This is a genomic window from Stygiolobus caldivivus, assembly GCF_019704315.1.
Classification (GTDB): domain Archaea; phylum Thermoproteota; class Thermoprotei_A; order Sulfolobales; family Sulfolobaceae; genus Stygiolobus; species Stygiolobus caldivivus.
This window is the reverse complement of record NZ_AP024597.1, coordinates 1,722,097-1,742,648: the sequence shown is the minus strand read 5'-3', so window position 1 is coordinate 1,742,648 and position 20,552 is coordinate 1,722,097. Positions and strand designations below refer to the sequence as shown.

Annotated in this window: 23 protein-coding genes, 1 tRNA gene and 1 pseudogene; 16 read left to right on the top strand and 9 right to left on the bottom strand. The window is 38.9% G+C overall.

Annotation, left to right across the window (positions count from 1 at the left end; all coding sequences use genetic code 11):
- Nucleotides 1-46 precede the first annotated feature (46 nt).
- The gene (locus KN1_RS08160; protein WP_225905629.1) at nucleotides 47-967 is read left to right on the top strand and encodes a sodium:calcium antiporter; all 921 of its coding nucleotides are present in this window, start codon (nucleotides 47-49) and stop codon (nucleotides 965-967) included.
- Between the two features lie 26 nt (nucleotides 968-993).
- Nucleotides 994-1,842 (top strand): translation elongation factor, encoded by an 849-nt coding sequence (locus KN1_RS08155; protein WP_221286955.1) that lies wholly within the window; start codon nucleotides 994-996, stop codon nucleotides 1,840-1,842.
- On the opposite strand, the gene KN1_RS08150 is transcribed toward KN1_RS08155, so the two are convergent.
- The gene (locus KN1_RS08150) at nucleotides 1,821-2,096 is read right to left on the bottom strand and encodes a YidH family protein (protein WP_258712501.1); all 276 of its coding nucleotides are present in this window, start codon (nucleotides 2,094-2,096) and stop codon (nucleotides 1,821-1,823) included. The two genes, KN1_RS08155 and KN1_RS08150, sit on opposite strands and share 22 nt — an antisense overlap.
- 117 nt (nucleotides 2,097-2,213) lie before the next feature.
- On the opposite strand from KN1_RS08150, the gene KN1_RS08145 reads away from it, so the two are divergent.
- Complete coding sequence (locus tag KN1_RS08145) at nucleotides 2,214-3,242, top strand: DEAD/DEAH box helicase (RefSeq protein ID WP_221286952.1); 1,029 nt, start codon at nucleotides 2,214-2,216, stop codon at nucleotides 3,240-3,242.
- 243 nt (nucleotides 3,243-3,485) lie between these two features.
- Here the strand turns inward: KN1_RS08145 and KN1_RS08140 are convergent, their stop codons facing one another.
- Both KN1_RS08140 and KN1_RS08135 read right to left on the bottom strand, forming a co-directional pair.
- Nucleotides 3,486-3,869: a hypothetical protein gene (locus KN1_RS08140; RefSeq protein WP_221286951.1), complete on the bottom strand. Its 384-nt coding sequence runs from the start codon at nucleotides 3,867-3,869 to the stop codon at nucleotides 3,486-3,488.
- A gap of 179 nt (nucleotides 3,870-4,048) precedes the next feature.
- Nucleotides 4,049-5,488 (bottom strand): MFS transporter, encoded by a 1,440-nt coding sequence (locus KN1_RS08135; protein ID WP_221286949.1) that lies wholly within the window; start codon nucleotides 5,486-5,488, stop codon nucleotides 4,049-4,051.
- Nucleotides 5,489-6,014: 526 nt separating this feature from the next.
- Between KN1_RS08135 and KN1_RS08130 the strand changes: the two genes are divergently transcribed.
- A tRNA-Asp gene (locus KN1_RS08130) sits at nucleotides 6,015-6,087 on the top strand.
- A 31-nt stretch (nucleotides 6,088-6,118) separates the two neighbouring features.
- On the opposite strand, the pseudogene KN1_RS15120 reads toward KN1_RS08130, so the two are convergent.
- The 3 genes and pseudogenes from KN1_RS15120 to KN1_RS08115 all read right to left on the bottom strand — a co-directional run.
- Nucleotides 6,119-6,262, bottom strand: a pseudogene (locus KN1_RS15120) (putative integrase); the annotation flags it as partial.
- Between the two features lie 432 nt (nucleotides 6,263-6,694).
- Nucleotides 6,695-7,477: a conjugal transfer protein gene (locus KN1_RS08120; protein WP_225905628.1), complete on the bottom strand. Its 783-nt coding sequence runs from the start codon at nucleotides 7,475-7,477 to the stop codon at nucleotides 6,695-6,697.
- A gap of 166 nt (nucleotides 7,478-7,643) precedes the next feature.
- On the bottom strand, nucleotides 7,644-8,105 hold the full coding sequence (locus KN1_RS08115) for a conjugal transfer protein (RefSeq protein ID WP_221290609.1): 462 nt from the start codon (nucleotides 8,103-8,105) through the stop codon (nucleotides 7,644-7,646).
- 261 nt (nucleotides 8,106-8,366) lie between these two features.
- On the opposite strand from KN1_RS08115, the gene KN1_RS08110 reads away from it, so the two are divergent.
- From KN1_RS08110 to KN1_RS08100, 3 genes are read left to right on the top strand one after another with little or no spacing between them, the layout of a single operon-like run.
- A complete protein-coding gene (locus tag KN1_RS08110) occupies nucleotides 8,367-8,585 on the top strand; it encodes an ORF80 family leucine zipper DNA-binding protein (RefSeq protein WP_221286946.1) in 219 nt (72 codons plus the stop codon).
- 12 nt (nucleotides 8,586-8,597) lie between these two features.
- Complete coding sequence (locus KN1_RS08105; RefSeq protein ID WP_221286943.1) at nucleotides 8,598-9,059, top strand: hypothetical protein; 462 nt, start codon at nucleotides 8,598-8,600, stop codon at nucleotides 9,057-9,059.
- An 11-nt stretch (nucleotides 9,060-9,070) separates the two neighbouring features.
- Nucleotides 9,071-9,601 carry an ATP-binding protein gene (locus tag KN1_RS08100; RefSeq protein ID WP_221286941.1) on the top strand — a complete coding sequence of 177 codons (531 nt, stop codon included), beginning with the start codon at nucleotides 9,071-9,073 and terminating at the stop codon, nucleotides 9,599-9,601.
- Between the two features lie 432 nt (nucleotides 9,602-10,033).
- Here the strand turns inward: KN1_RS08100 and KN1_RS14770 are convergent, their stop codons facing one another.
- Complete coding sequence (locus tag KN1_RS14770) at nucleotides 10,034-10,198, bottom strand: hypothetical protein (RefSeq protein WP_225905627.1); 165 nt, start codon at nucleotides 10,196-10,198, stop codon at nucleotides 10,034-10,036.
- Nucleotides 10,199-10,367: 169 nt separating this feature from the next.
- Here KN1_RS14770 and KN1_RS08090 point away from each other — a divergent pair, with 169 nt between their 5' ends.
- The 6 genes from KN1_RS08090 (at nucleotide 10,368) to KN1_RS08065 (ending at nucleotide 16,266) form a co-directional block, all read left to right on the top strand.
- Nucleotides 10,368-10,649, top strand: a complete 282-nt coding sequence (locus KN1_RS08090) for a hypothetical protein (protein WP_221286938.1) — start codon at nucleotides 10,368-10,370, stop codon at nucleotides 10,647-10,649.
- Nucleotides 10,650-11,008: 359 nt separating this feature from the next.
- On the top strand, nucleotides 11,009-11,227 hold the full coding sequence (locus KN1_RS15115) for a transposase (RefSeq protein ID WP_221290608.1): 219 nt from the start codon (nucleotides 11,009-11,011) through the stop codon (nucleotides 11,225-11,227).
- Between the two features lie 664 nt (nucleotides 11,228-11,891).
- Nucleotides 11,892-12,626 carry a glycosyltransferase gene (locus tag KN1_RS08080; RefSeq protein ID WP_221290605.1) on the top strand — a complete coding sequence of 245 codons (735 nt, stop codon included), beginning with the start codon at nucleotides 11,892-11,894 and terminating at the stop codon, nucleotides 12,624-12,626.
- 59 nt (nucleotides 12,627-12,685) lie between these two features.
- Nucleotides 12,686-14,788 carry a hypothetical protein gene (locus tag KN1_RS08075; RefSeq protein ID WP_221286937.1) on the top strand — a complete coding sequence of 701 codons (2,103 nt, stop codon included), beginning with the start codon at nucleotides 12,686-12,688 and terminating at the stop codon, nucleotides 14,786-14,788.
- Nucleotides 14,789-14,797: 9 nt separating this feature from the next.
- Nucleotides 14,798-15,139 (top strand): DsrE family protein, encoded by a 342-nt coding sequence (locus KN1_RS08070; protein ID WP_221286935.1) that lies wholly within the window; start codon nucleotides 14,798-14,800, stop codon nucleotides 15,137-15,139.
- A 98-nt stretch (nucleotides 15,140-15,237) separates the two neighbouring features.
- The gene (locus tag KN1_RS08065; protein ID WP_221286933.1) at nucleotides 15,238-16,266 is read left to right on the top strand and encodes a hypothetical protein; all 1,029 of its coding nucleotides are present in this window, start codon (nucleotides 15,238-15,240) and stop codon (nucleotides 16,264-16,266) included.
- 66 nt (nucleotides 16,267-16,332) lie between these two features.
- Here the strand turns inward: KN1_RS08065 and KN1_RS08060 are convergent, their stop codons facing one another.
- A complete protein-coding gene (locus tag KN1_RS08060; RefSeq protein ID WP_221286931.1) occupies nucleotides 16,333-17,670 on the bottom strand; it encodes a DUF711 family protein in 1,338 nt (445 codons plus the stop codon).
- A gap of 3 nt (nucleotides 17,671-17,673) precedes the next feature.
- Nucleotides 17,674-17,946: an ACT domain-containing protein gene (locus KN1_RS08055; RefSeq protein ID WP_221286929.1), complete on the bottom strand. Its 273-nt coding sequence runs from the start codon at nucleotides 17,944-17,946 to the stop codon at nucleotides 17,674-17,676.
- Nucleotides 17,947-18,182: 236 nt separating this feature from the next.
- On the opposite strand from KN1_RS08055, the gene KN1_RS08050 reads away from it, so the two are divergent.
- The 3 genes from KN1_RS08050 (at nucleotide 18,183) to KN1_RS08040 (ending at nucleotide 20,536) form a co-directional block, all read left to right on the top strand.
- A complete protein-coding gene (locus tag KN1_RS08050) occupies nucleotides 18,183-19,286 on the top strand; it encodes a hypothetical protein (protein ID WP_221286928.1) in 1,104 nt (367 codons plus the stop codon).
- 180 nt (nucleotides 19,287-19,466) lie between these two features.
- A complete protein-coding gene (locus KN1_RS08045) occupies nucleotides 19,467-20,015 on the top strand; it encodes a hypothetical protein (RefSeq protein WP_221286925.1) in 549 nt (182 codons plus the stop codon).
- Nucleotides 20,016-20,056: 41 nt separating this feature from the next.
- Nucleotides 20,057-20,536 carry a dCTP deaminase gene (locus tag KN1_RS08040; RefSeq protein WP_221286924.1) on the top strand — a complete coding sequence of 160 codons (480 nt, stop codon included), beginning with the start codon at nucleotides 20,057-20,059 and terminating at the stop codon, nucleotides 20,534-20,536.
- Nucleotides 20,537-20,552 lie beyond the last annotated feature (16 nt).

Below are 20,552 nucleotides of genomic sequence, written 5' to 3'. Positions count from 1 at the left end.
TATTTTCGATAAAGCTTATAGGGTCATGAAGTGATTATATCACATATTGATAGACGATAACCTCCTGATAATATTCCCAGTCCTAGTATTATCAGCCGAGCTTATCTCGAGGGGTGCGGAAAAAATCGAGAAAGTCATGGGGCAAGGCATGACCGGAGGCATAATTATGGGGCTGTTAACCGCGTTACCGGAGACAGTTTTTGTGATCACTGCTTCCTTAAGGAATGAGCCATATATAGCATTGGGTTCCGCCATCGGGGGTAATGTACTTTTATTCACCTTCGGGATCGGCCTCTTAGGAGTATATAATTTTATAAGGTGGAGAAAGAGCCTTACCATCGCAGAAGACTATACAGTAGAGCACAAGTTCCTGATAGCGTCTACTGTCGCCCTACTTTTTGTACTCATGTACGGTTCGCTCAATATTTACACCTCTATCCCCCTTATTGCACTTTACGCCTATTACGCTTATTACAGAGTAAGGAAGTTCGTGACAGAGGATAAAGAGGAAATCGAGGGTAAGGACATTGTTAAAGCGTCATTATACCTAGTCGTAGGAGCTTTCCTCTTAATCCTTTTTTCAGAACCTTTTGTTAACGACGTAGCAAGGCTGTCAGCATATTTACATATCCCGTCCATATGGTTAGCCCTAGTCCTCACACCTCTAGCTGGAGAACTGGAAGAGACAATTACGGCTATTAGGTTAACATATACTTCAGAGAAAGGCGGTTCGCTCGCTATTTTTGACTTTGTTGGGAGTAAAATAGAGAACGCAACCGTATTACTCGCAATAGTAGGCATTTTTAATGATGTAAACCTCCAGCTCGGGATGAACGAGGTCGTAGCAACACTAATAGCAAATACTTTCGCCATTTTCATCCTCATGGACAAGAACTTAGGTCTCAAGGAATCAATAATGCTGATGATTGTTTATTTCCTTGTCGCTTATCTTACATTAGTCTTTTAAATTCCCCTGCTGTTTACACACCTAATATGCTTAAAGGTTCAATAACGACTGTCCTCGCGTCAAATGAGGAGCTTGCAAAGACCACTGCTGAAAAATTGGGTAAAAAAACCGAGAACAACATTTACTATAGGAAGATAGGGGATCTGATAAGATCGGTTTTAACACCGCAGAAATTATTAGACCAAGCTGAAGCCCTTTCTATATCTTCCTCATTCTACCTAGTCATGAACCAACTTACATCCCTTGAAGGTGAACTGGCTTTATTAGCTGAAGCTTCAGGACTAAAGGGTGTAGTAGTCCCTCCTCCAGATAAGGAGACTTTTAACAAGGTATTTAAGGAACTATCGATCGTGAATATGGTCTCGGATTTCACCGAACTGGACGAACCGGTAAGCGACCTAGGCTACGTATATATTGATAGGGCATTTAACGTTAAAGGTGTCGGCGTCGTAGTCTTAGGTTTCGCTCTAACGGAAGTCAGAGCACACGACAAGTTAATAGCCTTACCTATGAAAAAAGAAGTCGAGGTCAAAAGTATCCAAGTGCTTGACGAGGATCAAGAAGGTGTATTACCGGGAACCAGGATAGGTTTCGCACTTAGGAACGTGAAACTTGAAGATATAGAAGGAGTAACCGCTTTAGTGAAACCTGGTGTCAAGACCACTAACGTAATTTCAGGCTATACTAAATTTAAGTGGTCTTCAGATGCCACAAGCGTCCACGTAGTCGCAGGGGGCTTTAAAATTTTAGCTACAATTAACGGAAACGAAATAAAGCTAAACGGGGAAATCCCCGTTACAATAAAGAGAGCAATAATACTTAACATGAACGCTAAGCCTAAGACACCGAGGGTCTATGGGTACTCACTTATGTAAAGGCTTATTACAAGTGCTACTGCTAAGACTGTGAGTAGAGTCGTGTAAACCCACATGGGGGTAAGCCTAACTTCAAATTTGTTTGCATTTAGCTGCTTTTCCTCTTGTAAGTATTCATAAAAACCGTATAATAACGTAGCAATACCCATTACTATCATTATAACACCACCTACTAATGAGTTAGAAGACAGAGGTTCATGGGCTAGGACGTGTAAAAAGATCTGGAACTTTGCTATGACGAAACCAAACCCCATTAACGCTATTGATGTCCTAACCCAGGCTAGAAACGTCCTTTTAGCAGCTAGATGATCTCTTGCACTAATTTTGGGTACACCTATAAGCTTATTAGTAGCGGGGACTACTTAGCGTTTATGTTTAGTGAAGAAGTAGATAAAGCTTTGAAAGATATGGGCTTCAGCGAGCTTACTGAGGTCCAGAAAAAGACAATCCCGTTAATGATTAACGGGAAAAACGTAATAGTAAGGGCAAAAACAGGGAGCGGGAAGACTGCAGCCTTTGGTATCCCTATAGTAGAATTAGGGTACAAATCGTTAGTAATTACACCCACTAGGGAGCTCACCAGACAAGTCTCATCCCATATAAAGTCTATTGGTAAGTATAAGTCGGTTAAAGTAGCCGAGATATACGGTGGTATGCCCTACAACAAACAGCTTAGGGAGTTAAAGGGAGCTGACGTGGTGGTAGCTACCCCAGGGAGGCTTTTAGACTTGTGGGGAAAGGGGGAAATAGACCTCGAGGAATTTGAAGTAGTTATAATAGATGAGGCAGACTTAATGTTAGATATGGGGTTTATTGAAGATGTAGAGATGATCTTGTCACATACATCCAACAGGAAAATTACAGGTCTATTTTCAGCTACTATTCCTAAAGAAATCGAAGAACTAGCGTCCAAATTTGTTACAAACCCTGAAAGGGTTTATGTATGCGAGGGCCTAGCTAACGTTGAGCATAAGTTCCTGCAAGTAGAAGACGACTGGAGGTCTAAAGTAAAGAGCTTAAGGAAAGAAGAAGAGAAAGGGATTATTGTGTTTGTAAGGACTAGGAGTAGGGTCGCAAAACTCGTGGAAATGCTAGATAACGCAGTAGAACTAAGGGGAGACCTCCCGCAAAGGGTAAGGAACCAGAACATCGACGCGTTCAGAAGAGGTGAATATGACGTCTTAGTTACGACAGACGTGGCCTCTAGGGGTTTGGACATCCCTTTAGTCCATAAGGTGATTAACTTTGACGCCCCGCAAGATTTAAAGACATACATACACAGAATAGGTAGAACCGGGAGAATGGGTAAAAGTGGTGTAGCTATTACTTTTATAACTAGGAGGGACTTGTGGCTAGAAAAAGAAGTAAAGAAACTTATAGGAAAGGAAATCGACGCTTAGAAAGGCATTCCTTTTCTATAGTCCCAGAGCTAGAGGAATAGGCTTACCTTTGTCGATACGGAGTAAGTTAAATTAGCTACCTTTATCTTCTGTCACGAACTTTCACACTATCTTAGTACACAGTTATTTATGGACAAAGTCATGAAAATTGTCTTATTTTTAAGAGTAAAAATGCGGTAAAGCAGATATACTAGGTAGTTGGAGTAGCTACGCTCACGGTAACGGCGTAACGCCACAAAGCCGTTAGTTAACCTCTCGGCGTCTATTTCCGTCTTCGGTGCCAACGCCGCTACATAGCCTAAGTTTAAGGAGGAGTTTACGGTAGTGACGTTGATTACACTGACAGTTTGCCCGCTTTGACTCTGGCGGGTATACCATGACTGTAACTGCAAGGGCTGAGACTACTACGGGGGCTGTCACGTTAAGGTCTACGGTTTGCTGAGGAGTGACGAACTGGAACTCTATCGTCACGTTCATGTACAAGCTGTTGAGGTTACCCGACGGGTAGACTTTGAGTAATAAGTATAACACTTTAGCCTCTGCGTCGTAACTGATGAAGCCTGGGTATTGGTACGCCGTGCTAGTCATGCTGAAGATCTGAACCTCCCTACCCCTATTACGTTCCAAGAAATGGTTTTTGGTCTTTTTTACATATTTATACGTAAATAATAAGTTGTTAATTACTCAGTAACTATATTAGATAGTTTATAAACAAAAAAAAACATAGAATGACATATTTTGATTAAATCTACTAGTTTTAAGGAGGAAAGCAAAAAATTATAATACTGTCTTATACCTTGTTTTTTCTAGATCCCAGCTTCAGCCTCGTTTACTTTTTCTAAGCTTTGCCCGATCGTGTTCGGTAATACAAATATCAGGATAATCCCCATGATTACCATAGGGACTTGGAACAACACCCACGTATTTAGTGAACCCAGTACCGGTACAAACCCTAAAATTATCGCTGTGGATATAGCGGCACCTAAGTGTGCAAAACCGTCGGAAAATGCAAAAGACGTTGCCCTCGCATAGGTAGGTACGTTCTCAGTACCGTTCAAATAGTTCATCTGGTTGCTCCAACCAACTCCTATAAAGTTTGTCAGGAACATAGATATGAAAGCTAACGTTGTGTTACCTTGGAGTACGAAATAGACTGATAATAACACACCTAGGAGCATGCCTACTGCATAAGCAATAGTAGTCAGTATTGCCCTCCTCACCTTCTCTACTATAAACCTCAACGCAATAGCTCCTAAAAATGTCCCTACTCCAGCAGCTCCGTACAAGACCGTATACTCGTTAATTAAAGGCTTATTACTCCCGTATATACCGTTAATCCACAATAAGAACTCGGTCAAGTAAGGGTATTCCCCGAAGTAGAAGAAGAATATTGATGTCATGACCGTGATTATCCTGATAGCGTACCTCTTATTTAGGAATACACTAAGCGGGTTTTTCTCTTCTACTTTGTATTGAAGTGGGTTATAAGGAGGTAGTTCAGCCACTTTAGCCTTAACTTTGGCTTCTTCCTCCATCCTCCTCACTAAGGCCTCAGCTTGATCCACTTTTCCTTTCAAGGCTAACATCCTTACTGTCTCATCTGCGTGGGACCTGATCACTAGGACTATAAACGCTAATGTAGCACCTATGAGGAAGATCACCCTCCAACCAATTGCGGGGTTAAGCACGTCTATTACCGATGCTAAGAAAGGCCCTAGTCCTAACCCAGCCCACCCGGCTATATACACTAAGTTAAAATATTGCCCCCTTTTCACAGCCGGTACCATCTCTACTATATATGTAGGTACTAGGATTAAGTCACCTCCAATCCCCATACCCGTTATAAACCTAAATATGAGGAACATAGGGTAATTAAAAGACAAGGCATTACCTAGACTACCTACCGCGGTTAGTAAAGCGGTCAACATTAACACCGGCTTCCTCCCCAGTCTATCAGCTAAGTACCCTAGGATTATAGCCCCGGGGATGTAGCCGAATAGCCCCATTGAGATCACAGTAGATGCTTGCGATGAGGTCAGCCCCGTATAAGGTAAAGAGGTCCCGGAAAACGCCACACCTATGTCGATCACGTCATATAGGGCAATAAAGTAGCCGAAAGCTAACGCTAAGATCACTGAGATCGGTAATACCATAGTAGGTAATCTATCAATCCTAGCCGTCAGTTCCGCGACTTTAGAATATATATCAGGTGAACCTTTTGGTGATTTCCCTGATGGATCCGTCATGGCAAAAATTTTTACAATACTTAACTATTTAAGCTTTTTATACTTTTATGTGAGTATGTCTTTATTGTTTATTTATAAATTTTAGTTTTGTAATTTCAATTTTTCGATCAATGCCTTCTAAAATCGCCTTCTAGAGAATATTTGGACGTTTGGGATTTTCAGGGTCACCAAGGCGTCCATTTTAAATTGAAATATTTTCTCTCGAATTAGTATAACCGTACGTATAAATAATGCAATATAGGCGAATGTTCTGTGTCATTAAAATTATAATATCCTTATTGTCTGTCTCACTAGCTTCCTTGTATTATCATTCCTCTTCCCTCGGTATGTAATTAACCGTTAATATACCGTCTCATTAAGGCAAATAAACTTTACAAAAGGTACTTAAACCGGTCTGGAACTAGTGTGGAAATAAATAATTTAGCCGGTGTTCATTACTCTAAATCGAGAAGCTTCACAGCCCTTTAAGTCTTGATTTTAATGTATTCACGTAAACTTTAAATAATTTTCAGTGGTAAAGATAATTGCCGCGGTAGTCTAGCGGTCTAGGATGGGGGCCTGTCGAGCCCCTGACCCGGGTTCAAATCCCGGCCGCGGCGTGTGGGGGACACCCCCACTGCCCCCAATACTAATGTAATTTTCTATTATCTCCTCTAAAGGACCTATGTAATGTTGCCTCTGCTTACCCTCTTTGTCCTTCTCTATGACGTAAACATAATACTTACCTTTAATCTCTTTAACATAGAAATTAGAACTTACGTAAAATGAAGGCATTTGAAGAGTGTTAAGTAATGTAGGTTTAAATACTTATTCTAATAGAACGAAAGACGTAGAATTGAAAGAAGACGGTAAAGATTCCTTTACCGTATTAATATTTGATATACGAAAGTATAGGGTCGCTCATGCCTCTATTACAAATTGAAATACTCTCTATCGAATTAATATAATTCTATTACAAATGATCTAAATACTCGTATGATGTTCTATTTAATTTAAGTCATAACCCCCTTATTATCCGTCCTATCGACATTTTAGTATTAATTTTACTTGACGTATAATTTAACAGTTAAAATACCACTTCAATAAGACAAATAGAAATTGCAATGGATCCGTAAATGGCCCCTATTATCTTTTGATAATTATCTTTACTATTTAGATTTTGGGCCTACCGTAAAGGGCAAGGCTTTCAAACTTTTGTAATGTAGCTCAACTCTCCCTAGAGAAGTGATGTCTGGCATTATCCTCAATTTCCCTCATAAATTCGTCCAACTCGTCGCTCTTCACAAACTCCTTGTTTATTTGTGCGTATTTCATGATAAATTCAATAATTTCCTTCTGATGATCTCTCACTTCCTCTAAGTATTTTTCATCGTTTTCATCCCTACCTGCGCTATAATCTGCAATTGAAGCGGCCTTAGCTAGATAGGCCGTGTAAACCATGGCGTCAAACATCTCTTGAATTCCTAAGTCCAGCATCGTTAGTATCTGATCAACTAGGTAAGGCTTCTCCTTATAAACGCCGAATATTTTCTCGGCGTCGCTGGGCAAGTTTTTGCAAATCTCGTCCTCAGACCCTGATTGTAAACACTTTTCAATGATATCGAGCAGTTGTTCGTGAGCTTTCTTCAGCTGAATTACAGAAAGTATTCTCTTTCTTATCTCTAGCAACTGCATGTAAGTCCTGTTGCCCTGTTCCAAATAATCTGCAACTTGCTCATATAATTTCGCAATTTCCCTTTCCCCTAATTGTTTTAAGAACTTTGCTGTAGCTCTCAAAAGGGCTGGAATTTGGGACTTACCTACGGGGTCGTGCCTTAAATTTTCCTTAATTTTCTTCTCGTCTAAAGATTGTTTTACTAACGTTTCTAGGGAGTTTATAACCTTCTGCTCGTATCTGGAAGTATCCTGGCTTCCTTTTCTGGCTTTGGCTACTAAAAGAGCTGGATATGTAATTAATCCACCGTATGCGGAGAGATAGGCCTTACTCAAAGTTTCGAAAGATCTTGCCAGGTTGAAAATCTTTTGATACTCTAAAGACCTCACGTCGGAAAAGAACGGCTCCTTGCCGCTCTGCAACTTGTCGTATATGCTAAGTGCTGCATCAAGAAACGTTAGAGAGTCGCTGATAAATTTCACAAAAATCGATTTCCTCTTTTTACTCATTAAGGGCTCCCAAAATCTTATCCCTAATTAGGGAATACTTAGCGTATTCCGGATACTTTCTGTATACGTAATTTAAAATCTCACTTCTACTCGTCCTAACCCACTTTCTAAAGAACTCCTCGATGCTCTTATCGTCCTGACTGGCGTTAAAGTCTGAACTGAGGACGTAAACCCTCTTATACCCAACTACCTGATTGCTCAATACGTCTTTTACCTCTTGCTCCTCAACGTTCACGTCTCCCTTTTCGATTAGCTTATCAATATAGTCTTGAAGTAGACTTGAGTAGGGGCCGAAGAACCAAGGCGTAAATTTAAGGCCTAAATCAACTCCTCCCTCCTTCTCAAGTAAGAAGAATATCTTCTGTAGCTTTGTTGCAGTAACCTCAACTCCCTCCTCTTTAGCGACGTAAAGGAGGAGCTTAATCAGCTGATAAACTCTGTCTACTCTGGCCATAATATTTAACACTGATAATAAACTAGAGAGGGAGATAAAAAATTATGAGTACACTCCTCGGGTTGTCGTTAATCCTGCTCGGATCCCGTATTTCTTAAGAAAAAGAGCGGGCTCTTGCGTCAAGGGAAATAACATTAACAAATGTGTTAATCCTGAGGGGAGGGATTAAGCAATAGAGTTTTTTGCAGCGCAGTAAGGAAATTAATATATCTATTAATCCTACTCAAGGTTTATTAAGGAAAATTTTCACGATATATAATTGTGCAAAAACTCCAGAATACTGAGAAAATATTGATAATATTATCCCATGGATGTGCAACTTTAGAACGCTTAGAGGAAAAGACGGGAATCCCGAAGAAAGAACTCTTAGTTTATCTGACACGACTGCATAAGAGAGGGTTAATTTACCGTACGTGGCAAAAATACGGTGGTAAGAAGTTTAGAGAATACTGTCTTAAAGGAAAAGACGAGATGTTTTAAACGGTGAGAGTAATGAAGGAAAGAATTGTAAACATGGATATTAATTCGGCGTATGTAGAACTAAAAAGAATATTATTAGCTTCAGGGTATACGATAAAATCGGAAGATTACCCCAAGACGATTTCCGCTGAAAGAGACACAATGAAAATAATGTTTTATTTATACCCTCAAGATTCAAGGACCAGGATAGTCGCTACTCCCTTAATTTATAATCCCATATATCCAGGATTAGCACTGGTTGTACTCAATATTTTTATAATTGCCATGTACTTCTTTATGAAAAACTTTCGTGAAACATATATAGGTCTATTCGGAATAACTGAGACTTATGACCCATTTAAGGATATATTACCTTTAGTCTTAGATGTAGTTTACATGTTTATAGCACTGTCAGTTGCACTAATTAGTTATGAAATATACACATACATTAAAAGGGACTCATTAGCTGAAGAAGTATTAAAAATACTACCTTAATGTGAAAGCTGATGGATAAGATTGCAATTATTATAAGGGGTCCTCCGGGTACAGGTAAGACTACAGTAATAAAGGAATTAGAGAGGGTTTTATTTGACAAATATCATATTAAATGTGAATTAGAAATCCTTGACAGATTTGATTTCAAAGAAGAACAGCGTAATAATAGAAAATATATAAACCTTAAGAATATTTTATCCAGAGACCCGCAGTGTATACTCATAGAGTTAGCGTGGGGTGACGGTGCTACTTCTAAACCTAATGAGTGGGTTGAACTATTAAGACAGAAGGGATTTAAAATATTTTTATTCAGACTTACCGCTACTAAGAAAGATATTGAAGAGAGGGTTAGAAAAAGATATGAAGAAACACGAGAAGGGCCTACTGTTGCTAGTGCACTTGAAATTTATGATTGGTATGAGAGTAAAAAGTGCTTTATAGATTTCCCTAAAAACTGCGGCTTAGATAAGATAGTATTGAATACTTCGGATTTAAAATTAAATGATGTAGTGAAACATATTCTAGATATTATACTCTCTTAACACTAGAATGTCTAAACTATATAGACATTCCATTACATTTTGCTAAGTGATAATAAGGAATTTGACGTTAACTGGGGAGTTAACGCTTTGAAACACCTTACGTTTTCTGCTACTATTCTATTCTACTTTTCTTTCATATCGTGATCCTACTTCTACTTCAACGTGCAACACAACACGTTTCTTTTTGACGTTTCACTGAAACGCTATCTAGCCTCTCAAGCCTGTGGCCCGGGTTCAAATCCCGGCCTTGGCGTATTCTTTCTCTAAAATTGAAAGAGAGTTACGTCCTCTTTATAAATGCGTAAATGGAACATAAAACCTTATTGATGGAACAGAGTCGCTTTCTTATAATTAGGGAGTTGAGGAAACCGCAAAAACTGAGGCCGATTTACCTAAAGCTATTATATTCTTGACCAAGGAAATGTCGAAACCCTATTTATAATTCAGTTCATCAACTTCCTTTTTCACGTCCTCTGGTAGCATGTTGTAAGCGTTTTTCATTTCCTCCCAATTTAAGAGGTGATACCATTTAGCCTTCTTAGCCTTTACTAACAAATAGTCTCCATCGTTTAGTCCTAGCTCCTTAGTCTTATCCATAGGGACGGTTATCCTATAAGTAATGTATTCTTTCCTGTTTTTCTTACTCTTAGTTACGGAAACCTTACTTACAAAAACTACTCCTTTTCCACTTGTTTACTTTCCATGATTATCACTTTCTGATAAAGACTTACAAATCTTGCTATGAATAAAATGATTCTGGCAGAAAATGGCTAAATGCAGTATCGAGACACTTAACGCAAGATTAGTAGCAGTCTATAATGCTAGCAACGGTTCATTATCTGCCCACGTCCCTTTAGAAGTGATATTAAGGAGGTTTCCAGGGCACTTAAGAGGAGATGTAAGGAGGTGCATTAAAGAATTAATCAAAAGAGGACTACTGACGTTACACCCTATTAGAGAACCTACTACTTATCAATTAAGTCAGAGAGGGTTAGAATGCTCAACCAGACTAATTAAAGGTGAGACTTCGTCGATAGAAGAATGTTAATCGTATCGATATTCGAGATATGAAAATTTTTGAATAGAAGTGTTTATATCGTATCTCGATACAAAATAATTTCCATGCAAATCCCCCAGATACATGATCGAGAAAATAGACGTTTTACACATTATCCGGAGGTGTAGTAATTTCCGCAGACATCCAGAGCAAGTCTAGTTCAAATTAACCCACTATATTAACCCACTATACTAGGATTGTTTTAGACCCGCTATCACTAAAGGTAGTAAAAGTTTCTTGTGATTGCGGGGCCATATATTTAGAAGACACTGCCGGCTTATTGAAACTCTAAAGCAGTTACTAAAATGATACTAAGGTCATGGAGGAAGTAGAGAAGGAAAGGAGTACTCATCATAGCCATAGGAATAGCACCAGACGGAAAGAGGTCAGTCCTCGGTATCACCTTTGCTAAGGGAGAGGACGAGGAGGGCTACTGGGAGCCCCTAGTAAGCTTGTGGGAATGTAGAAATGGTTATTGTTGGCGGTGTCAGAGCCTTGGACAGCACCATTGCTGTTCTGGGAATGTGGTGAGGAGATGGTACTGTGTAGTACGCTTAAAGCGTAACTAGGGTGGAGAGGGAAGAGTCGGATAAGTTGGTGTCTTTAGCTGGGAGGGGTGTAGTTGTCGTGGACGAGTGCGGTGTGTCCGGCTACATATGAGAACTAGAGGAGTTGTGGGAGTGGCTCAAGGGTATTAACCTCGTGGTGGGGAGGCGTTTCGGTAAAGCCATTCTCCGCGGGGGTTTTGCGAACTGCACGGGCTATTGCTGTTTGGAACACCTATTCACTAATTTTTTACAACTTAATAATATTACTGTTATTCTCGTTATTATTACCGACGAGTACTTATTTGGATTAATTACACGCGTATAATTATACTAATTCGGGAGAGAGTATTTCAATTTGCAGGGGATGCCTTAGCAATTTGATTTAGATACGTGATATTATATATTTCACGATTAAGGCTTCGAACCCTAAGGGACTTAACATAAAATTAGGATATAAGTAAATAACATAAGTGTTTAAAGTAATACTCGCTATTCCAAACTTTTCAATAAATGCTAAACAGACTTCCAGTATTAGTGGGGAGGATTCTATCCTTAACAATAAATAATTCTATGTTTATTTTCGTAAGAAAAAGGCTTTTGGGTAGTATTGGTTCTGTTCTAAATTAAATTGGTAATCAGCTACCTTTATATAGACTCCACAGAGATAGTTAAAGCAATAATAGTTATGATCTCAATAATAATACCTGCCTATAATGAGGAAAAGAGAATAGACAGAGCTTTACGTCAATTGACCTCTAAGTTTCCTAATGCGCAAATTATAGTAGTATTTGAGGGTAATGACAAAACACCAGATATAGTAAGGCGGTATAACAGGGCAGTGATCGAGGTAAATAAGGTCAGGTTGGGTAAAGGAGGCTCTATAAAGAAGGGCATTCAAATGTCTAGGTCGGAAAAGGTTCTACTGATAGACGCTGATGTACCGGTGTCTATGACAACTGTCGAAGAGATGCTTAAACAAGACGCGGACATGGTGTTGGTCAACCGTGTCTTCAGGGAACAGACTTATTTGCGCAAATTTTTGCACAAGGCCTTTAAACTTACTGTTAAACTGTTTTTCCCATCACTCCGCGATATAAAGGACTTCCAAGCAGGTGTTAAGCTCGTCTGTAGGGATAAGGCTTTAAAAGTACTTGACGAACTTATAATCAGTGACCTCCTCTTTGACGTTAATTTAATTTACGCTTTTAAGCGAAGAGGGTACAAGATCGTTCAGGTAACAGCAGAATATCATCACGATGAAGTTAATAGTAAAATTTCGAAGGATCTTATGCGGGTCAGCATTTTAATGTTCCTTTCTATTGTTAAATTGAGGATGTTTTACTCACCTCTTAGGTTTATCGTTTATACTAATACGTTTTTGAAAGTTCAAGCTAAAATAATTGAGTTTTTAAGGGGATAGTCTAGGTTTTTCCCTAAATTGCTATTAGCTTTAAATTGGAGTAAAAGTTAACTGATGACGTGGTAAAGATAAAACCGGGGAGAAGTGCATTAGTATACTTTTCGATCTTCCTATGGGACTTGCTAGTTTCGTCTCTCATTTTTAAAGGGCATGTTATTTACTCTGGAGACCAGGATTTTATTATTTACCCACATATGAGCTTAAACTATCTGGAGTGGGGGACTGTATACCCTTATACTAACTACCCTTACGGCTTTCAACCCTCTTTAAGCCCCGGTAGCTGGGTGGTCTGGTTAACTGTCCCTTTCGAGCTGTTCGGAGCTTACGGAGAGCAAGTCTTCACTCTTACTTTGATGCTAGCCGGGAGTATTTTCACGTATAAACTTAACAGAATCTACTTCTCTAATCTTGCTTCACTCTTAGGCGCCTTTATATACTCTTCTACATGGTATATTTTTTCGTCAAGTTCTATTTCGTCGTCTATTTTCTTAAACGATGAGTTTGTTTATTTTACATTGCCTTTGCTCACATATCTTGTCGTGTATTATACTAGGTGTAGAACTCAGTTTAGTAAGTTCTTCTTACTATTTTCTTTAATATCTTTTATAAGCCTCTCTGCTTCTGGTGATATTTTCCCTTTTATATGGTTGTACTTAGTTATACTCCTAACGTACTTCTTAAGGAACATCTGGAAAGTATCATTAACAGTTGCGTCAGTTACTCTAGGGCAACTTTATTGGCTTAAGATCGCAGTAGCTCCTACTATCGAGACATTCAGTAAAATTACAAATGTCTCCTACTATACGTATCTTGGGATTCAGTCATATGTCCCCTTTACACTTACTGTTAGGACTCTAGGTGCTGTCGGATATACGGCTTATCCTCTATATATTTTGTTACTCTCGCTGATAGTGCCTATTCTCCTCGGCTTAACTATAATCAAAGTGAGGAATAAAAATAAAAACGATATAATGTTTTTCTTTCTGATTTGGCTAATAGGTGTAGGGTTTTTATCATCTGAAACGACTCCCTTTAAGCCGTTGGTCGAGTACGGGGTATCGCACTTCGGATTATTTGCACCTTTAAGGGATTCACCACTATTCCTTTCTCCCGTACTCTCCTTACCCTTTACCTATCTGGTCTCCAGTTTTTTCGATAACCTTCTGACGGTAAGAAAGGGAATAATAGTTGTCCTTCTAACCTTTATTATCATAGGACTTGTTCTCCCATACCCCGTACTAATGGCTTATAACCAAGGTAGGATAACAATTCCCCAACAATTTATAGAAACTGTGGAATATCTTAATAACCAAAAAGGGCAGTTCACGGTTTTATTGTTACCTTTCCCTGTATGCGGGTGGTATGGTACTTCGTGGTATTACGGTAATAATATTTTCATCTACTTTTTATCCCACCCACTGCTTGCTGGTGGTACTTACTCCAGCGGAGAATTTAAAAATCTAACAGTAAAGCTAAATTGTTTAATTTATTTTCTCGATAGGCAGAAAAACGTTACCTCTGCCGTAGAAGAACTCGAGGATCTGTTATTGTTATTTAACGTGAAGTATATCGTTATTGAATGTGACGCTGAGACTAGGGGCTTCATAACTATGGACTATATTCCACCTTATAACTACACAGAGTCTTTGAATGTCCTTCAACACTTAGGACTGGTAAAACTCGTGGAAAACTACTCTCCGTTCTTAATATATAAAGTGAAAATGGATACTTCTTATGTTTATGAGACTAATGCCAGTAGTAGTGTTATTAACCTTAATGAAAATCTGAGTAAAATCCTTGTGCCGGTTAATTTTAAGATAAAGGGTAATGAAGTCCTCGTATGTGGTGTTAATTCTAAGCACCTTTTGCTTACGTTTGCCTACAGTCCGTATTGGACAGTTAAAGGAAAGGTTGGAAACAATTCGTTTGGTTTCATAGAATTTAACACTATAAAAGAAAAGAATATCATCATTGTAAACTCCTTAAGCAAGCAACTTACTCTATCTTATGTATATGCAGTGGCGTATTTAATTGTGGTCGTCCTATTATATCTCTTGAAGGATTTCTTGGCAAGGATTGTGAGTTTGATAGGGATAGCGAGAAATGAGGTTTTTACTAGGATTTTCTTTTTAATAAAAAAATTTAAAAAAGTAAAAACGTAATATCCCCTCATGGCCAAGTTCCTACTAGTAGTTAAATCTCAAGACCAATTAAATGTAAATACCGCGGTGAATGTAGCTCAAGGGTTAAAAATGATGGGTGCTAAAGACGTAAAAATGGTCTTCTTAGGCCCTGGTATAAATGCCCTATCAAAGAAGAGTGAGATATCAAATGTGGTTTCTAAGGCCTCTGAAAACCTTACTAAGATGGGTATTACTGTATATGCGTGCGAAATGGCGATGAAGAACTACAACGTAAGTAAAGAAGACCTAGTGTATGTAAATGAGGTCTCTAGGGGAGCTGATGTAATAGTGAAATTTGTAGACGACGGGTATACCGTTTTAACGTTCTGATTAAAAAGAAGTTAAGGACTTAACTCTTTTTTATTTTGACTTATTTTGGATAAGGATCAAATTTAACATTTTAATTTTATGTTAACAGATCATTTTTAATGGCTTTGTCACTGGACGAGCTTTTACAATATTATCCCGATGAAACCACTGTAAGGCTCATCCTTAATACTTCTTGTGATAAAGTAGACGACTATGTTAAGGACGCTAGATTTTTTCATAAATATATCTCCGTTTTAGATATGCTGATACCTTGTATCAAAGACTCAAAAAGTTTAGCAGATAACTTAGCAAAGGAGGTGTACATAGGTAATAGACTGGCTTCTTGGAAAGTTATAGTATCAGCATATAAATTAGGTCTTATCGGTAAGGATTTCATAATTAGCCATAAAGAATCTATAGATTCTCTTCTGATTAGTCCTGAAGCGTGGATAGTGCTAAGTGAGGTCTCAGATATTGTATTAGATAAACTTGTAGAAAATAGCTCTAAGCTGTTTAAGCTTTTGGTAACTGATGAGGGTTTATGGGAAGTAGTCTTAAGACTTAATCTAAAAGTCCCGGCTTCTGTCCTAGACGAGTACCCGATTAAGTCAGGGTCTGTCCGTCGTAAGCACTTTTGGAAATATCTTATAAAGCATAGTAAAGAAAAGAGGGCTAAAGAAATCGTCCTTAATGCACTATCTAGGGGTAATTTAACAGCTTGGTATTATATCCCGCAGTTCCTTGAAGTAGGTCTGATCTCTGAAGGCGAAATCTATTCCAGGTTACCGGGGCTGATAAAGAAGATAAGGACTAAGAAGGCGTGGGTAGTGATTAGCAGGATTTCATCAATATTAGATAAAGAATTTTTCTCTCAGTATGTGGGTATTTTCTTTGAGAGGTTTTTTGACGGGAAAATATTTAGGGGGCTTCTTAAGAGCGGTATTTTAACTCCTGAATACCGTGAGTACTACCTTGAGCTCTTAATGTTTAACTATAGAGCGTGGAAGTATGTAAGATACGCGATAAAGTACGGGTTTGTGACAAAAGAAGAACTAGATATTTTCAGGGAGTATTTTGAATATTTTGTAAAGTCTTCCCCCGAACTAAAGCAGTACGAGGGGGCAATTAGGAAAGAGTTGGGTTGGTAAAAGATTATACTAGTGAGTAAAGTTAAGACCGCAACGACTCCTAGAGTAAGATATCAAACTCCTATTTTATCCCAGTTCAAGCCTTTTGATCGTGCTGGGGATAAACCCGGTATAGGACGCAAACCTCGTTACGTCCACATCTTTTAGCCTCATTACGACTATTTTACCTAAGAGCCCTCCTAAGTCTATATAGGTCCCGGGGCGGGCGTCTACGGGTATTATCCTAGCTCCCAAGATCTTATTCAGGGATATCGCAAGTGCAAGGACGTCAGATATTAGGCCTATTACCTTATCTTTACCTTGTGATTTACTGACCCCTACCATGTCTATACCGCTATTGCAGACAGACGATAAGGCGATCAAGGTATAAAAATCGACATAACCTTCCAGAGCTCTCTCGACCATTATTGCATCTTCGCTGACCGGGATAAACGCACTGCTTAGACCTCCTATCGCTGAGGTAGCCATTGCCCCACCTTTTTTTACGGCGTCCATAAGTATTGCTAAAGCGGCTAAAGACCCGTGTCCGCCCATCTTTTCGATACCCATAGATTCTATTATCTCAGCTACGCTATCCCCTACGTTCGGTGACGGTGCTAAAGAAAGGTCTACCGTAGTGAAGTTTATCCCCATTTTTTCAGCTACGCTTTTACCTATTAGCTCACCTAACCTAGAAACTTTAAACGCTGCTCTCTTAATCACGTCGTGTAGTTCTTGGAGAGTTTTAGGTCTACTCCTCTTTATTGCACCCTCAATCACGCCCGGTCCGCTCACCGCAATATTTATTGTAGCTTCCGGCATGCCTAAACCGTGATGTGCGGACGGGACAAAAGGCGAATCGGGTGGTACGTTGGCCATTATGGTAGTTCTAGAGGAAGAAGACGGAGGCATTTCAAAGATCTTATCTACGAATAGTTTGATAGCTTCAATGTTCATTCCTGAGGTGGTTGAAGCGGCGTTTATCATACCAGTAAGCCTTATAGTGGAGTTAAGGGCTTGGGATAACGTAGTAATGACCTTTAAGGCCCCCCTAGTAAACCCCCTATCGGCAAAGGCTGAATAACCGCTAATATAATCGATCCTGTTGTTTTCAGCCAGTTTATCAAGGAACTTAGCAATTTCTACGCCGTCTTTTTCATCTAGGACCTCTAAGAAGAACTGGATAGGGGAGACAGCTACTCTTTTTGTGACTACTTTAATTCCGTATTTTCCCGATACCTCATCTACAGCTGAAGAGAACTCCTCCAGCGTCTTGTCTAAAGATCCGAGTTTTTTCAAGGTCTTATCTATGTCGTCAGATATGGCATACAACGTGTTAATACTTAGAGTAACGGACCTAATATCGAGGTCTTCTTCGTTAAGCATCCTGAAGACTTCTATTACTTCATCTGCTGAGTACCTCATTCTCTACACCCTTTCTATATACCTAAATACTTCTTCGTGGTAAGTATGTACTTCTACTCCTAATTCTTTTCCCTTCTCTTGGAGCTGTTTTCTTAATTCAGATAAGCTAACTTTACATTTGGATATGTCGACTACCATGATCATTGCGAAGATCCCTCTGACTACGGTCTGTGAAATATCTATTATGTTGGCGTTATTTTCAGCCAGTTTAGTAGCTATCCCAGCTACTATTCCGGGCTTATCAGCACCTACTACGATAATTATAGCGTTTTCCATCAGAATCTAATGACAAAAAGGCAAATTTAACTGTTTGAGGATATTAATATACTGAGATAAATTATAGAAGATATTTGTAATTGTAGATAAATAGTGATATGTGCAATATATTGTTAATTACATTTTAAAATTTGATTCAGGAATACTGAGACCACTCTTCAGCAAAATATTTATACTATCTGTCTTATTATATAGTAGGAAAAGTGAGATGAGAAGAGCTATAGAGGTGATGAGAATTGCGGACGTTAAAATATATAGCTATAAGCTGGACTTTGTGGGGGATCTCTCTCTATCTATTTTCTCCATATTTAACTATTCTCCTTGAGAGTTCTATTTCTAGTCCGGTCTTAATAGGTCTTAGTTATATAATAAGTTCTATTGTTGGCGTAGTCCTTATTAATCTACTACGACTGGCTAAAAACTCCAATGTAAACTTAATGATAAAAATACCACTAGTGACTTCTGGCGTTGGATTACTCATAATGGGGTTGATAAACAGTCCACTGGCAGCAGTAATTGGGTTAGTGCTTTACAACTCATATTGGTTATCCGTCCCGTTTTTCTACTACGCGCTTAGCAGTGCTGAAAAAGAGCAATTTTCTAAGACGTGGGCAATATCGATGTTACCCGCACTAGTCCTACCTGTTATAGGGGGGATGATAGTCCTTAATGCCGGTGTCAGGACGGTCTTTGTAATTTCAGGGGCAATAATGATGTTATCCACACTGCCGTTAAACTGGGTCAAACTTAATCCGGAAGGGGAGAGTTTCCAAAAAGAGGATATTAACTTACTTCCGCTTATATTTTCTGTATTTCCCTTGTCTTTAGCCCTCCCCTTCCTTTATGAGGTGAAGTTCTTTGAATTATCAGCTGTCTGGCTAAGTTACGAGATAGGGGAGATAGTAGGCATAATCTTAACGTGGGTATCGTGGAAATCTAAAAATTCGCTACCGATTTCGTTGCTGATATTTTCAACTGTAGTGATAAACTCCCTCGTATCTGTCGGGGGGTTTTATTATGGTTTGTCAGAAGCGGTATTGAGCACTGGAGTAGGAGGCGTAAATCCTAGGAGTTTCAGGAGTGCCATAAGAGTTGCGTTGACCGAAGCCTCTCTGTGGACTATAGGGTATATAGTATCTTCCTTAGCTTATATAGTAAGTTACTCGTTACCCTTCATATATGCGGGACTCATAGCTATTTTATTTTCCTTACTACTGCTCATGGAGGTACGTTCGGGGAAGAGGCCCTTACAAAGTTTAACTAGTCCGATCTTTATGCTGGTTAAGGTGTTTGAAGGTGCTTTATTTGAAGGGATAGAGCCTTACTTTAAATTTGCATAGTTTTTAAATACCAGGCTTGTTATCAAGGTAAACCTTTTTTTAATTGTTTTCCTCAAATTATATTTAAACACTTTTAACTTTGTTTATTATATAAACTAATTTATAAAAAGTACGAATAATACATCTCTTTATAATTTTATAAACAATGCTTAAAAGTAATGGTTGAGAAGGTGTGACAGTATGAAGTTACAGTACGAGATACCAGTTGCAATAGGCTTATGGTGGATCCCGGTGATAGGTCCCGCATTATTTGGTCTAATTGACGCTTTTATTGAAAGAGACCTTAGGAGGGGTTTAGTATCTACTTTTATCTCTTCCGTCCTTGCGTCATCACTTTATATTTTCGTCTCCGTCTACGTAATCAAAGCACCAATATTAGGTAACATTTTACCAGTATTTACTATGATACTTTCAATAGTAGGTATAGTGATATCAATGCTTACTGTCTACTTATTATTATCAAGGATAACGGTTACCTCAGTTAGTAATAACGGTATTTATACCGAATTTTACTCTTCTAGTATAGATGATGCTAAGGCTAAAGTAGAGAACTTTATCTCTGGTCTAGGGATTAACTTGTCCGATTGTCCATCCCCGTCTCTAGAACTTTCTGAAGACAAGATAAAAACGACTATGGACTGTAACGGTGTAAAGATACAGTATGAGGTAACTGAGGAGCTCAAAGGAAAGTATAAGGTAAAGATGTGGATAAAGAATAACGCGGGATGACATATAAGTGTTAAAACTCCAACGCTATAAACTCTAAATTAATGATCCTACCGCACCAGTTAATAAAGGGGCTATTAGGGTCTGTAATTTTAAACTACGAGCAAAACAGTGTGAGGGAAAACGGGTACGACCTAAGAGTCTGCGGTGAGTATTACTATGAAGTCCTAGGGGGAGCTGAATTACCTAGTAAAAAAAGTGAAATAAAGAGTATTAAGTTCGGTGAGTCAGCTGTCCTTGACCCCCTTAAGACATACTTATTTGAGTCTTGCGAGGAATTTAATATGCCCAGCGACCTCGCAGCTTTATTGACTTTAAAGAGCACTATGGCAAGAAACGGTTTCATAGCCCCTCCTACTGTCATAGACGCGGGTTATAGGGGTAAAATCACGGTAGCGGTTACTAGTCTTTATAAATCTTCTATACGGAAAAACTCATCAACACACCACGTAGTCTTTATGAGACTGGAAGAGCCTACCGAGAAGACGTATAACGGTCAATACCAGTACGGAAAGGTAATATAGCCACGTAAATAAGGAA

Excerpts from the sequence above, each read along its gene's own strand:
- KN1_RS08155 (WP_221286955.1), top strand. The coding sequence starts at position 994 with ATGCTTAAAGGTTCAATAACGACTGTCCTCGCGTCAAATGAGGAGCTT.
- KN1_RS08115 (WP_221290609.1), bottom strand. The coding sequence starts at position 8,105 with ATGGCCAGAGTAGACAGAGTTTATCAGCTGATTAAGCTCCTCCTTTAC.
- KN1_RS08145 (WP_221286952.1), top strand. The coding sequence starts at position 2,214 with ATGTTTAGTGAAGAAGTAGATAAAGCTTTGAAAGATATGGGCTTCAGC.
- KN1_RS08100 (WP_221286941.1), top strand. The coding sequence starts at position 9,071 with ATGGATAAGATTGCAATTATTATAAGGGGTCCTCCGGGTACAGGTAAG.
- KN1_RS08040 (WP_221286924.1), top strand. The coding sequence starts at position 20,057 with ATGATCCTACCGCACCAGTTAATAAAGGGGCTATTAGGGTCTGTAATT.
- KN1_RS08105 (WP_221286943.1), top strand. The coding sequence starts at position 8,598 with ATGAAGGAAAGAATTGTAAACATGGATATTAATTCGGCGTATGTAGAA.
- KN1_RS14770 (WP_225905627.1), bottom strand. The coding sequence starts at position 10,198 with ATGGATAAGACTAAGGAGCTAGGACTAAACGATGGAGACTATTTGTTA.
- KN1_RS08065 (WP_221286933.1), top strand. The coding sequence starts at position 15,238 with ATGGCTTTGTCACTGGACGAGCTTTTACAATATTATCCCGATGAAACC.
- KN1_RS08060 (WP_221286931.1), bottom strand. The coding sequence starts at position 17,670 with ATGAGGTACTCAGCAGATGAAGTAATAGAAGTCTTCAGGATGCTTAAC.
- KN1_RS08090 (WP_221286938.1), top strand. The coding sequence starts at position 10,368 with ATGGCTAAATGCAGTATCGAGACACTTAACGCAAGATTAGTAGCAGTC.
- KN1_RS08055 (WP_221286929.1), bottom strand. The coding sequence starts at position 17,946 with ATGGAAAACGCTATAATTATCGTAGTAGGTGCTGATAAGCCCGGAATA.
- KN1_RS08045 (WP_221286925.1), top strand. The coding sequence starts at position 19,467 with ATGAAGTTACAGTACGAGATACCAGTTGCAATAGGCTTATGGTGGATC.
- KN1_RS08150 (WP_258712501.1), bottom strand. The coding sequence starts at position 2,096 with ATGGGGTTTGGTTTCGTCATAGCAAAGTTCCAGATCTTTTTACACGTC.
- KN1_RS08070 (WP_221286935.1), top strand. The coding sequence starts at position 14,798 with ATGGCCAAGTTCCTACTAGTAGTTAAATCTCAAGACCAATTAAATGTA.
- KN1_RS08080 (WP_221290605.1), top strand. The coding sequence starts at position 11,892 with ATGATCTCAATAATAATACCTGCCTATAATGAGGAAAAGAGAATAGAC.
- KN1_RS08135 (WP_221286949.1), bottom strand. The coding sequence starts at position 5,488 with ATGACGGATCCATCAGGGAAATCACCAAAAGGTTCACCTGATATATAT.